Genomic DNA, 12,945 nt, shown 5'->3' with positions numbered 1-12,945 from the left:
CTAAGAGCGTGTACCGCTATAGCCTCCTGCTCTCTGAATTAAATATGCTGGCCAGGAAGTTAACGTCCCGTATCAATGGAGGAACTTATGCATATACGCCGTACATGTATCGCGCTGGTCACAGTCGCTGCTGCCAGCGCTCTCATGGCGATTACCCCGACCGTCGTCACACCGTCGACCGGTAACCCGACCACCGTTGCAGCGCACTCTTCTCTCGGAGGGCAATACCAATACACTCCAGCACCGCCGTGCAGCTTCGACGGCCCCAGCTGCTGAGTCGCCAATCCTGCCGTCGCTGTTCCGCCAGTTGCGCCCTTGACCCTGGTTTACGGATTCCATGCGTTCCGGGGGTTTACTCCTGGTAGCCGGTAAGACGCCCTAAAGGAAATTCCAGCGCGTTCATCGCACTTGGCAGTGTTCCACTGTCTCAGCCCTCAGTAAGGGCGGACAGGGGCACACTGGTATTGAGGTTAATTACTGTAGTGAACTGGTGGGCGAGGTGACTGACACCGCTCTCGCGGCCGCCCGAGCCAAGCGGCGGCTCTCAGGTGGATTCGCGGACCACCAGGCGGCACGGGACGGTGTGCACGCCCGGCTCGGGCTCTGAGTTGATGGCATCCAGCAGTCGCAGGGCGGCCGTCCGGCCGATCTCGCCGAGGTCCATGTCGATCGTGGTGAGGGGCGGGCGGCAGGCCAGGACCATGGTGTCCCAGTTGTCGTAGCCGACGATCGCGACCTGGCCGGGGACGTCCACACCGCGCTCGCGCAGGGTGTCCGCGACGCCGCGCGCGATCTGGTCGTTGCCGCAGAAGAAGGCGTCGGTGTCCGGAGCCGTACGCAGGACCGCGTCGGCGGCACGGCGTCCCCATGCTTCGCTCCATTCGCCGAAGTGGACGCGCCCGGTCGCCAGTTTCAGCGAGGAGCGCTCCAGGAACTCGACCGTGTGGCTGGCGCGGACACTGGCGGCCGCGTGGTGTGCCGGGCCGGTGACGTGCGCGATCCGGGTACGACCGGTCGCGATCAAATGCTCGACGGTCAGTTGGGCTCCGCTCCGATCGTCGGAGACCACGGAAATGTCGGCCTCGTTCGTGGACGGGGAGAGTGCGTAAACCGTAGGAATCGGCTCCGCACCCTTCAAGGGAGGGCGGGCGTCGGTGCGGCGGCCGGTGATGATGATGCCGTCCACCCGACGGTCCATGAGGTTGGTCAGGTGGTGCTGTTCCCGGATGGCGTCGCCCCGGGTGTCGCACAGCAGGACGGAGATCTTCCCGGCTCCGAGCGCGTCCTCCGCACCCAGCAGCACGGGGGTACTGAAGCGGCCGATGCCGTCCGTGGTCATCAGGCCGACCGTCCAGCTACGGCCGGTGTGCAGACTCTGCGCGTGCTGGTTGGGCCGGAAGCCGAGCGACTCCACTGCGGCCAGGACCCGCTGCCGGGTCTCGGGGCGCATCCTGCCGCTCCCGTTGAGCGCCTTTGAGGCCGTCCCCACACTGACGCCGGCCAGCGCGGCGACATCGGCGAGCTTCGCCCGGCCTGCGATGGGAGTACGTGGAGCCTGGGCCACGAGCAATCCTTTTCCCTGACAACGGTAGCGGGTACATCCTGGCAGCCTTCCTCTGGTCTGACCAGCCCTGATCAATGAACAGCAACGCTTTGCGAGCGCGCCTTGACTGATACGTAAGGGCTATCTACCTTTCCTTTAGGAAAACGATTGCTCAAGCGATTCCAGCGGTCGGCGCACCGACTGCCGGATGCGACGGGTCGCCGTGCGACAGCGCGACGCACCAGAACTCCGTCGACTCGCCGACACCGACCTCTTCGGAGAGCCATGCCCCGCACCCGCTCCACTCCGCCCGTCACCGGTCCGGTCCGTCTCGGCCCGGGTGCCCACGCGACGCTGCGACCCGCCGCCGTCGACGTGCTCGCCGGTTTCTGGCACACACGCCGCGAGGTCAACGCGCACACATCCATCCCCCAGGGGCCGGGACTGCTGGAGTCCGCGGGGAATCTGCACAATCTGCGACTGGTGGCGGGCACGGCTGACGGCGAGTTCCAGGGCGCGTACCCGTTCGTGGACTCCGATGTCTACAAGTGGCTGGAGGCAGCCTCCTGGCAGCTCGCCCAGTGGGCGCCCGGCAAGGCCCGCCCCGAGCCCGGCGCCGAGGCCCAGCAGCTTGCTGCCGACGTGGACCGGATCATCGCCCTGGTCAGGGCTGCGCAGCAGAGCGACGGCTACCTGAACACCTGGTTCCAGGTCCGCAAAGGCGGTGAGCGCTACCAGGACCTCCGCTGGGGCCACGAGCTGTATTGCGCGGGGCACCTGATCCAGGCGGCGGTGGCCCACCACCGGGCCACCGGACGCGAGGAACTGCTGAACGTCGCACGTCGCTTCGCCGACCAGATCGACTCGGTCTTCGGGCCGCCGGGCAGTGGCAAGCCCATCGACGGTGTCGACGGCCACCCCGAGGTCGAGACCGCCCTGGTCGAGCTGTACCGGGAGACCGGCGAGCAGCGCTACCTCGATCTGGCGGGTTACTTCGTCGACCGCTTCGGCCACGGCCTGCTCGGAGGGGAGGCATACTGCCAGGACCGCGTGCCGCTGCGCTCGGCGGTCAATGTCGAAGGGCACGCGGTACGCCAGCTGTATCTGCTGGCGGCCGCGGCGGACCTGGCCACGGAAACCGGGGACGCCGGACTGCGCGCCGCCACCGAGCGGTTGTGGCACGCGATGACCGCCACCAAGACCCACCTGACCGGCGGGCTCGGCGCCCACCACGACGAGGAGGACTTCGGCGACCCGTTCGAGCTGCCCAACGAACGCGCCTACTGCGAGACCTGCGCCGCCATCGCCTCGATCCAGTGGAGCTGGCGGATGGCCCTGCTCACCGGCGAGGCCCGCTACTCCGATCTGATCGAGCGCACCCTCTACAACGGTTTCCTGGCCGGCGTCTCTCTCGATGGCGAGGGCTGGCTGTACGTCAACCCGCTCCAGGTCCGCGACGGCCACACCGACCCCGGCGGCGACCAGTCCGCCCGCCGCACCCGCTGGTTCCGCTGCGCCTGCTGCCCCCCGAACGTCATGCGGCTGCTGGCCGGCCTGGAGCACTACCTGTCCTCCACCGACACGCAGGGCCTGCAGGTCCACCAGTACGTAACCGGCCGCTACAGCGGCGACCTCGACAGCGGCACACCCGTAGCCGTAAGTGCCCGCACCGACTACCCCTGGCAGGGCGCGATCACCCTGACCGTCGAGGAGAGCCCGGCGGACCGGCCCTGGACCCTGTCGCTGCGCATCCCGCAGTGGTGCCGCACGTACCGGGTCCGGTGCGACACCCGGACCTACGACGAGTCGGACGCCCCCGTCACGGACGGCTGGCTGCGTCTGGAACGCCCGTGGGCGACGGGCGACCAGGTCCTGCTGGAACTCGACATCGAACCCCGGCTCACCGCGGCCGACCCAAGGGTGGACGCCGTACGCGGCTGCGTGGCCATCGAGCGCGGTCCGCTGGTGTACTGCCTGGAACAGGTGGACCACCCCGGCGGGGGGCTGGACGACATCGTCATCGACACCGCCCACCCGCTTGGCGTGAAGCACCGGCCGGACCTGCTCGGCGGCGTCACCACCGTCGTGGCCGCCGGCCACCGACGGCAGATCCCCGCCGACGGCTGGTGGCCCTACCGGTCCACCGACAACGCCCCCGACACGGCGCCGCCGTCCGGTGAGCCCGTCGAACTCACCGCGGTCCCCTACTACGTCTGGGCCAACCGGCAAGACGGCAGCATGCGCGTCTGGCTGCCCACCTCCTGACTGTCCCATCAGTCGGCGCGACATGTCGGTATCGAAGCCCGGGTCAGTCGCCTCAAGCGCAGCTTCGGCCTCCGCTGCCCCCGCCTGCGCCGCATGACGGTCGTCGCCAGGTGAACAAGGACAACAGGCAGCCCCCGGCACCGGACCAACCCACAACAGCAGTCCGGTCACCAGGCAAAACCCTTTTCAGGGGCAAGTAGCTAGGCGGAGAGCTTGGCAGCCTGTCCCTGAGGGGTGGGGGCTGCTGGCCCGCCCCGTCGGATACCGGCACCGATCAGGCTGATCACGACACCGACCACGGCGTAGGCGGTGAGGACCAACAGCGGGCCGGTGGTGGCGTTGCCCGAGAAATAGACGGTGTTGCGCACTGTCGTGGTGCCCGCACCCGGGGGCAGGGCCTGGCCGATGGCCCGCCAGAAGGGCGGCAGCAGCGAGGCCGGATAGGCGCCGCCCGCGCTGGGGTTGCCCAGGACGACAAAGAGCAGGATCGTGACACCGATCCCGAGCATGCCGAAGAGGATTTGCAGTCGATCTGCCCTGCCAACCAGGCCGCGACCGCGAGGGCCTCCAGAGCCGCCCGCACACTCTCGCCGGCCAACGCCAGCCGGTTCAAGTCCCGCACCGCGCTGATCACATGGGTGGAGCGGTTCGCTGCTTACCCCCGGCCGCCACCAGGCCGACGTCCTTGCAGCGCTCCAGGAGCCGGTCGAAGACGACCCGTTCCATGCCGTTGTCCGCGAGCCGTGCCCGGAACCGGCACAGCACACTGGCGTCGAAGCCGATGTCCGTCAGTTCCACCCCGAGCGCGTATTTCCAGTCGATCGCCCGCACCGCCATCGCCGCGGCCTGCCGGTCCGTAAGGTCCTCCGCAAACTGCAACACCGTCACCAGCGACAACGCCCCCGGTGACAGTCCCGGCGCCCCTCGCACACCGAACGCCTCCGCGAACGGCTCATCAGCGAAGACCTCCGCGAGGTGATCCCGCCCCCGGATCGCCAGGCTCCCCTTCGGGAACGCCGCCCGGGCCACCATCACGGTCTGCTCCGGAACCTCCGGCAACCCCACCGGCCGCATCGACATGTCCTACCGCCTCCATAGCCGCACAACAGAAGAAGCGACCCCAGGAACGATCACCACTGACCCGCCCTACCCCCGTGCGCAGCAGAGTCAGTGAACCGGGTCCGGGAGGCACTCCAGGCCCTGGTCACCCTGGCCTGCCTGCGGCTATGGCTGCCCTGACTTACGTCGTCTTCGAGGATGAGGCCGGGTTTGCGATGACTCCGGCGCGTGCTCGCACCTGGGGTCGGCGTGGACACACGCCGGTGGTGCGGGTGCGCGGCCGGTCCTGGCGCCGCTGGTCGATCGCCGCGATGTGCTGCTACCGGCCGGACGAGTCCTCCCGGCTGATCTACCGCCCGCGCCGGCACCGCAAGTACCGGGGCAAGGGACGCAATAGCTTCGCCTGGAGCGACTACCGCGATCTGGTCGTGCGAGCCCACATCCAACTCGCCGGCCCCCATCGTCCTCGTCTGGGATCAACCTCAACACCCACCGGGCTGCCGGGATGCGCGAGTACGCAGACAAACACGACTGGCTCACCATCGGCCAACTGCCCTCCTATACACTGGACTTGAACCCGGTGGAAGGCATCTGGTCACTGTTACGGCGCGGCCCGCTGGCCAATGTCGCCTTCGCCGACGACGACCATCTCGAACGCATCCTCCGCCGCGGCTTGCGACATCCAGCAACACCCGGACCTCATCGACGGCTGCCTCGCCGGCACCGAACTGACCCTCCACCCGACAACAGCCCGAAGAACTCAGTAGGTCATCGCGAAGTGCCGGTCGCCGGTGAGTCGGGCACGCACTTCACACAGACGACGGTGTTCACACGTCGAGACTTCCGCGCTTGACGAGCTGGCTCGCGATCACGTTCCGCTGGATCTCGTTGGTGCCCTCGCCGACAATCATGAGCGGGGCGTCGCGGAAGTACCGTTCCACGTCGAACTCGGTCGAGTAGCCGTAACCGCCGTGGATTCGGACGGCGTTGAGGGCGATCTGCATGGCGGTCTCGGAGGCGAACAGCTTCGCCATGCCCGCCTCCATGTCCACGCGCCGGCCCGCTTCGGCCTCGCGGGCAGCGTAGAGGGTGAGTTGGCGGGCCGCGGTCAGCGAGGTGGCCATGTCGGCCAGGTAGGAGCCGATCGCCTGGTGCTGCCAGATGGGCTTGCCGAAGGACTCGCGCTCCTGGGCGTAGGCGAGCGAGTCCTCGAACGCCGCCCGACCGACACCGAGTGCGCGGGCGGCGACTTGGAGGCGGCCGGTCTCCAAGCCCTTCATCATCTGGGCGAACCCCTTGCCCTCGACGCCGCCGAGCACGGCGTCGGCCGGCGCGCGGTAGTCGTCGAAGGACAGCTCGCAGCTCTCGACGCCCTTGTAGCCCAGCTTGGGCAGGTCGCGCGAGACGGTCAGGCCGGGTCCATGCTCGACGAGCAGGATAGCGATGCCCTGGTGGGCGGGGGTGGCCTCGGGGTCCGTCTTGCACAGCAGGGCGATCAGCTGGGAGCGGCGCGAGTTGGTGATCCACGTCTTCGACCCGGTGACCACGTAGCCTCCCCCACCGTCCTTGCGGGCGATGGTGCGCATGGCCTGGAGGTCGGAGCCGCCACCGGGTTCGGTCAGTGCCATGGTCGCCCGGATCTCGCCGGTGGCCATCCGGGGGAGGTAACGGCGCTTCTGCTCCTCGGTGCCGAAGTGCAGCAGCAGTTTGGAGACCACCGTGTGCCCGCCCATCGCACCGGCCAGGCTCATCCAGCCGCGGGCGAGTTCCTCGGTGACCAGGACGTAGCAGGGAACGGAAACCGGGGTTCCTCCGTACTCCTCCGGGATGGCGAGGCCGAAGATGCCGAGCTTCTTCATCTGCTCGATCAGCGCCTCGGGATAGGTGTTGGCGTGTTCGAGTTCCCGCACGACGGGCTTGACGTCCTTGTCGACGAAGTCGTGCACCGTGCCGACGATGAACTGCTCGTCCTCGGACAGGATGTCGAGAGTGCTCATGCTGTGCCGCTCCTTGCGGGATGTACGGGATATGCCTGGGCGGGCGGTTCAGATGGTGTGATCGGCCCGCAGGCCGTCGATGTCGGCCGCGCTGTGCCCCAGTTCGGCCAGGATCCGTTCGGTGTGCTCGCCGGCCGCAGGGACGGCGCCCATACGCGCGGCCGTTCCGGCCAGGTCCACCGGCGGCAGGAGAGCCGGCACCAGTTCGCCGCCCGGTATCCGTACGTCCCGCCAGCGGTCCCGGCCGCTGAGCACGGGATGCGCGAGGAACTCCTCGACGTCGTTGACCCCGGCGTTGGCGATGCCCGCCGCGTCGAGCAGCTTCCTCACCTGCTCGCTGTCCAACGAGCAAAACCGCTCGGCCACGATGGCGTTGAGTTCCTCGCGGTGTGCCACCCGGTCGGATCCGGTCGCGAACCGTGCGTCGTCCACCAGATCCGGCCGTCCCAGGAACTGCTCGCACAGCGCGGCCCATTCGCGTTCGTTCTGGACCGAGAACAGGACGTCCTTGCCGTCGGCCGCGGTGTACGCGCCGTACGGGGCGATCGTGGCGTGCTGGGTGCCCACCCTCGGGGGCTGGGTGCCGCCGTAACGCGTGTAGTAGGCGGGCTGGCTCATCCACTCGGCCAGCGCCTCGAACAGCGACACCTCCACGGAGCGGGCGATGCCGGTGGTGGCCCGTGTGAACAGCGCGGTGAGGATGCCCGAATAGGCGTACATGCCGGCGGCGATGTCGGCGATCGACACTCCTGCACGGGCCGGCTCCCGGGCGGTCCCGGTCAAGGAGACGAGCCCCGTCTGGCACTGCACCAGCAGGTCGTACGCCTTGCGGTCCGCCCACGGGCCGGACGCGCCGTAGCCGGAGATCGAGCACGGGATCAGTGCCGGGTGGCGCTCACCGAGTGCCTCGGCGCCAAGGCCCAGCCGGACCGCCGCGCCCGGCGCCAGGTTCTGCACGAACACGTCTGCCCTGCCCAGCAGTTGCTCCAGGACCGCCCGCCCACGCGCGGACTTCAGGTCCAGCGTCACGGACTCCTTCGACCGGTTGAGCCACACGAAGTAACTGGACTCGCCGTACACCGTGCTGTCGTAGCGGCGGGCGAAGTCACCTCCTCCGGGACGCTCCACCTTGATGACCCGGGCGCCCAGGTCGGCCAGCTGGCGGGTGGCAAAGGGGGCCGCCACCGCCTGCTCGACACTGACGACGGTGATGCCGGCCAGCGGCAGTTCTTCGGGGGGCTCGGTCATGCGGTGACCTCCAGGAGCATGCGTGTCCCGTACGGGAGTACCATCATGAACGCTCATGACACTGTGAGTGAAATAGCTAAATCTGATGGCACCATGTCCGGTGCGGATGGCGGTGAGAACCCTGGACGTCAAGCAGCTCAAAGCGCTCATCACGGTCGCCGAGGTGGGCAGTGTCACGCGTGCCGCCGAGTTGCTGCACCTGGTGCAGCCGGCGGTGACCCGGCAGATCCGCACTCTGGAGGAGGAGCTTGGAGTCCCTCTGTTCGAGCGCACCCGGCAGGGCATGCGTCCGACGGAGGCCGGGGCGATCATGGTGGACCGGGCCCGGCGGGCCCTGAACGAGCTGGAGCGGGCCCGCGCCGAGGTGCAGCCGGCACCCGGCGTGGTGACCGGCATCGTCACTGTCGGTCTGCTGGAGAGCGTGAGCGACCTGCTCGCGGAGTCGCTGGTGTCGGCCGTCGCCCGCGACCACCCCGGCATCGAACTCCGGCTGATCACCGCATACTCCGGGCATCTGCAGCAGTGGCTCGACGACGGCGACCTGGACCTGACCCTGCTCTACAACCTGGACAGCACTCCCTCACTCAACGCCCGCCCGCTGGTGCGGGAGCGCTTGTGGGCGGTCGCTCCGGCGGCGGCCGGGCTGCGGGCCGATCGTCCCGTGCCGTTCGCGGAGGCGGCAGCGCATCCGCTCATCATGCCGGCGTCCGGTCACGCGCTGCGCAGCCTGATCGACGCGGCGGCGGCGCGGGCCGGAGCGGACTTGAACGTCGCCGTCCAGACCAACTCCATGCGGGTGCAGAAGCAGCTCGTCCGTGCCGGGCACGGCTGGACCGTCCTGCCGGGTGTGGGCATCGCCGAGGATGTCGCGCAGGGCTCACTGAGCGCCGCACCGCTGTGCGAACCGGATGTGTGGCGCTCCATCGTCCTCGGAACCCCCAGGTTCGGGCGGACGCCGCCCGCCGTGGAGGTCGTCGCCCGGGAACTGGTACGCCAGATCAACTCGAGGGTCGACCACGGCAGATGGCCCTCAGCCCAGGCCCAGGCATCCACCACCCCGTAGCAGACGGCTGACCGCCCCCGCCCCCGATCACCCCCTGGGACGAACCATGACGAACACCATCCGCCAGCTCCACGCCCGCGCTCAGGACGGTACCGCGCTGGCGTACCAGCTCCAGGGGGACGGGTTCCCGCTCGTGCTCCTGGCCGGGCAGGCGAACAACCACCACTGGTGGGATGGCGTGCGCGAGGACTTCTGCGCCACGCACTCGACCATCACCCTCGACTACCGCGGGACCGGGGCCAGCGACAAGCCAGAAGGGCCGTACTCGACACGGCAGTTCGCCGAGGACGTGCTCACGGTCCTCGACGACCTCGGCATAGAACGGGCCGACGTCTACGGGACCTCCATGGGCGGCCGGGTCGCGCAATGGGTCGCCGCCCGCCACCCGGACAGGATCCGGCGCCTGGTCCTGGGTTGCACTTCGCCGGGCGGACCGCACGCCGTCGAGCGCGACAACACCGTGCGGCGCGCCCTGGCCCAGGCCGACCCGGAGACTGCCCGGCGGGCCCTGACCGAGCTGATGTACTCCCCGGCCTGGCTGGCCGGCCACCCCGGCCCGTACGGCACCCTCGGCGATCCCGGCATGCCGCCGCACGCCCGGCGCGGCCATCTGGTGGCCAGCAACGAGCACGACGCCTGGGACGTCCTCCCCTTCATCAGCGCGCCCACGCTGATCCTGCACGGCGACCAGGACCGGCTCACCCCGCCGGACAACGCCCCGCTGCTCGCCACCCGGATCCACGACGCCCGGACCCACATCTTCCCCGGGGCCCGGCACGCCTACTTCGAGGAATGCCGGAGCGAAGCCGGGGAACTGGTCAGGGCGTTTCTCGACTGAGAAACGGCCCGGCCGGAAAACCGTCGGTCCAGGGTTCTGGACGAGGACGGTGAATGGCGGAGACCGTGACCGACGACGTGATGCCGCAGGTCGCCGCCAGTGCGGGTGCGGGGCATGCGGGCAGAGCATACGAGCATCACAGATTTCTATTGTTCAACCCCATCCATCACCACTCATGATGTGTGACACCTTGAGCCGCCCGGAACAGCGGAGTCGCCACACATGAGCCAGAAACACGCCCCGGCCCCTTCCTGGCAGGAGGCCGTATTCGCCGCGCTGAAGAAGCGCGAGGTCCAGCAGATCGCCTACGTGCCGGACGCGGGTCACTCCCACGCCATCCGCGAGGCCCACCGGGAAGGCCATCAACGACGTGGTGCTGACCACCGAGGAGGAAGGCGTAGCCGTCGTCAGCGGGGCCTGGCTGGGCGGTCAGCGGGCGGTGCTGCTGATGCAGAGCAGCGGGGTGGGCAACTGCGTCAACATGTTCTCCCTGCTGCAGATGTGCCAGTTCCCCTTCCTCACGCTGGTGACGATGCGCGGCGAGTACGCCGACTTCAACCCGTGGCAGGGCCCCATGGGCCGCACCACCCAGCAGGCCCTGGAGCTCATGGGCATCACCGTCCTGCGCGCCGACACCCCGGAGGAGGTCGAGGACACAGTCGAAGCGGCCCTGGACTCCGTGTTCGAGGCCGGCGAGCGCGTCGCCATGCTCCTCGGACAGAAACTCATCGGCCGCAAGAAGTGGGAGCGCAACTGATGACTGCCGTCGACACCCCCGTCCGTATCGACCGCCGCCGCTTCGTCGCCGACCTCATCTCCCGCCTGCCCGAGGAGACCCTGGTGGTGTCCGGGCTCGGCTCCCCCAGCTACGACGTGTTCGCGGCCGGCGACCGCCCCGGCAACTTCTACCTCTGGGGCGCGATGGGCGCCGCCGCCCCGCTCGCCCTCGGTCTCGCCCTGGCCCGGCCGGAGCGCCCGGTCGTCGCGGTCACGGGAGACGGCGAACACCTCATGGGTATCGGCGCGTTGGGCACCATCGGTGCCGTGCTGCCGCCCAACCTCACCGTCGTCGTGCTGGACAACGCGCACTTCGGCGAGACCGGCATGCAGCCCAGCCACACCGGCCTGGGTACCGACCTGGTCGCCGTCGCTCAGGGCTTCGGCATCCGGGACGCCCTACGGATCAGCGACGCGGCCCAGGCCGAGGACCTCGCCGCCCGGATCCGGGTGCGCGCGGCAACCACGTACGCGCAGGTGCTGATCACCACCGACGAGCCGCCGCGCGCCCTTCCGCCGCGCGACGGCGTCGCCAACAAGAACTCCTTCCGCGCCGCGCTGGGCCTGAGCACGTTCTGACTCCTCCCAGCGGGTGCTCCGGGCCGCCGAATCGAGATTCCCCATGCAGCGCTACGACATGTTCATCGACGGGGAGAGCCGCAAGCCCGCCGGCGGTGAATGGTTTCCCACCGACAACCCCTACGTGGGCGCCCCCTGGGCCGAGATCGCCAAGGGCGGCGAGCAGGACGTCGACGACGCGGTCACCGCCGCCCACCGCGCCCTGCACACCGGCCCGTGGGCCGAACTCACCGCCTCCGCGCGGGGCGCCCTGATGCGGCGCCTCGGTGACGCCATCGCCGCCGACGCCCGTCGCCTTGCCGAGCTCGAAGTCCGTGACAACGGCAAGCTGTTCACCGAGATGTTCGGCCAAGTCAGCTACGTCCCCCAGTGGTTCCACTACTACGGCGGGCTCGCAGACAAGATCGAAGGCACCGTCCCACCGATGGACAAGAAGGGCTACTTCGCCTACACGAAGAAGGAGCCCGTCGGGGTCGTCGCGGTCATCACGCCGTGGAACTCCCCGCTGATGCTGCTGGCGTGGAAGATCGCCCCGGCGCTGGCCGCCGGGTGCACCGTGGTGATCAAACCGTCGGAGTTCACCTCCGCCTCGACCGTGGAGCTGGTCCGGCTCTTCCACGAGGCGGGCCTGCCGCCCGGCGTGGTCAACGTCGTCACCGGTTTCGGCAAGGACGTCGGAGCCGCCCTCGTCGGGCACCCCCTGGTCAGAAAGATCACCTTCACCGGCTCGGACGCCACCGGCCGCCACATCAACGAGGCCGCCGCCCGCGACTTCAAGCACGTCAGCCTCGAACTCGGCGGCAAGTCACCGAACATCGTCTTCGCCGACGCCGACCTGGAAGCCGCGGTGAACGGCGCCGTCTCCGGCATCTTCGCCGCCACCGGACAGACCTGCATCGCAGGCTCCCGGCTCCTGGTGCAGGAGAGTGTGCACGACGAGATCGTGGGCAAGGTGGTGGACCTGGCGCGCACCGCACGCATGGGCGACCCGATGGACGAACACACTCAGGTCGGCCCCATCACCACCCCCGCCCAGTACGCCAAGGTGCTCGACTACGTCGCCATCGCACAGCAGGAGGGCGCCGACCTCGCCCTGGGCGGAAGGGCCGCCGCCCGCCCCGAGTGCGGCAGCGGCTGGTTCGTCGAACCGACCGTCTTCACCGGCGTCCGCAACAGCATGCGCATCGCGCAGGAGGAGGTCTTCGGTCCCGTCCTCGCGGTCATCCCCTTCAAGGACGAGGACGAAGCCGTCACCCTCGCCAACGACAGCCGCTACGGCCTCGGCGCCGGCGTGTGGACCAGTGACATCGGCCGCGCCCTCCGCATGGCCGACCGCATCCGCTCCGGCACCGTCTGGGTCAACACCTACCGCGCGGTGAGCTACCTGGCGCCCTTCGGCGGGTTCAAGGACTCCGGCATCGGCCGCGAGAACGGAATCTCCGCCATCAACGCGTACGTGGAGGAGAAAAGCGTCTGGATCAACACCGGCGCCCCCACCGGTAACCCCTTCGTCCTGCGCTGACACACCTCCACCGCCTGTTCCGGCAGGAAGGAGAAGGTTTCTCCGCTCACTCAA

10 protein-coding genes and 2 pseudogenes are annotated in these 12,945 nt (G+C 69.1%); 7 read left to right on the top strand and 5 right to left on the bottom strand.

Features of this window, described 5'->3' with window-relative positions:
- Window positions 1-544 precede the first annotated feature (544 nt).
- Entirely contained in the window at window positions 545-1,564 is a 1,020-nt protein-coding gene (locus tag M2271_RS02085) for a LacI family DNA-binding transcriptional regulator (RefSeq protein WP_280885289.1), read from the bottom strand.
- Window positions 1,565-1,828: 264 nt separating this feature from the next.
- Here M2271_RS02085 and M2271_RS02080 point away from each other — a divergent pair, with 264 nt between their 5' ends.
- Window positions 1,829-3,808, top strand: a complete 1,980-nt coding sequence (locus M2271_RS02080) for a beta-L-arabinofuranosidase domain-containing protein (protein WP_280885288.1) — start codon at window positions 1,829-1,831, stop codon at window positions 3,806-3,808.
- 200 nt (window positions 3,809-4,008) lie between these two features.
- Here the strand turns inward: M2271_RS02080 and M2271_RS02075 are convergent.
- Window positions 4,009-4,359, bottom strand: a pseudogene (locus M2271_RS02075) (DUF3533 domain-containing protein); the annotation flags it as partial.
- A gap of 79 nt (window positions 4,360-4,438) precedes the next feature.
- Complete coding sequence (locus M2271_RS02070; protein ID WP_280885287.1) at window positions 4,439-4,888, bottom strand: transposase; 450 nt, start codon at window positions 4,886-4,888, stop codon at window positions 4,439-4,441.
- Between the two features lie 194 nt (window positions 4,889-5,082).
- On the opposite strand from M2271_RS02070, the pseudogene M2271_RS02065 reads away from it, so the two are divergent.
- Window positions 5,083-5,634, top strand: a pseudogene (locus M2271_RS02065) (transposase).
- Window positions 5,635-5,694: 60 nt separating this feature from the next.
- On the opposite strand, the gene M2271_RS02060 reads toward M2271_RS02065, so the two are convergent.
- Window positions 5,695-6,864: an acyl-CoA dehydrogenase family protein gene (locus M2271_RS02060; RefSeq protein ID WP_280885286.1), complete on the bottom strand. Its 1,170-nt coding sequence runs from the start codon at window positions 6,862-6,864 to the stop codon at window positions 5,695-5,697.
- A gap of 48 nt (window positions 6,865-6,912) precedes the next feature.
- Window positions 6,913-8,112, bottom strand: a complete 1,200-nt coding sequence (locus M2271_RS02055) for a CaiB/BaiF CoA-transferase family protein (protein ID WP_280885285.1) — start codon at window positions 8,110-8,112, stop codon at window positions 6,913-6,915.
- Between the two features lie 85 nt (window positions 8,113-8,197).
- Here M2271_RS02055 and M2271_RS02050 point away from each other — a divergent pair, with 85 nt between their 5' ends.
- From M2271_RS02050 to M2271_RS02030, 5 genes are all read left to right on the top strand, one after another.
- Entirely contained in the window at window positions 8,198-9,175 is a 978-nt protein-coding gene (locus M2271_RS02050) for a LysR family transcriptional regulator (RefSeq protein WP_280885284.1), read from the top strand.
- A 46-nt stretch (window positions 9,176-9,221) separates the two neighbouring features.
- A complete protein-coding gene (locus tag M2271_RS02045; protein ID WP_280885283.1) occupies window positions 9,222-10,013 on the top strand; it encodes an alpha/beta fold hydrolase in 792 nt (263 codons plus the stop codon).
- Window positions 10,014-10,383: 370 nt separating this feature from the next.
- Complete coding sequence (locus M2271_RS02040; RefSeq protein ID WP_280885282.1) at window positions 10,384-10,770, top strand: phosphonopyruvate decarboxylase; 387 nt, start codon at window positions 10,384-10,386, stop codon at window positions 10,768-10,770.
- A complete protein-coding gene (locus M2271_RS02035; protein WP_280885281.1) occupies window positions 10,770-11,369 on the top strand; it encodes a thiamine pyrophosphate-dependent enzyme in 600 nt (199 codons plus the stop codon). The genes M2271_RS02040 and M2271_RS02035 overlap by 1 nt, the downstream gene beginning before the upstream one ends.
- Window positions 11,370-11,412: 43 nt before the next feature.
- The gene (locus M2271_RS02030; RefSeq protein WP_280885280.1) at window positions 11,413-12,891 is read left to right on the top strand and encodes an aldehyde dehydrogenase; all 1,479 of its coding nucleotides are present in this window, start codon (window positions 11,413-11,415) and stop codon (window positions 12,889-12,891) included.
- Window positions 12,892-12,945 lie beyond the last annotated feature (54 nt).

The organism is Streptomyces sp. LBL, assembly GCF_029893585.1.
Lineage (GTDB): Bacteria > Actinomycetota > Actinomycetes > Streptomycetales > Streptomycetaceae > Streptomyces.
Note: the sequence above shows the minus strand (reverse complement) of the source record. Positions and strands in the feature narration are given on the sequence as shown.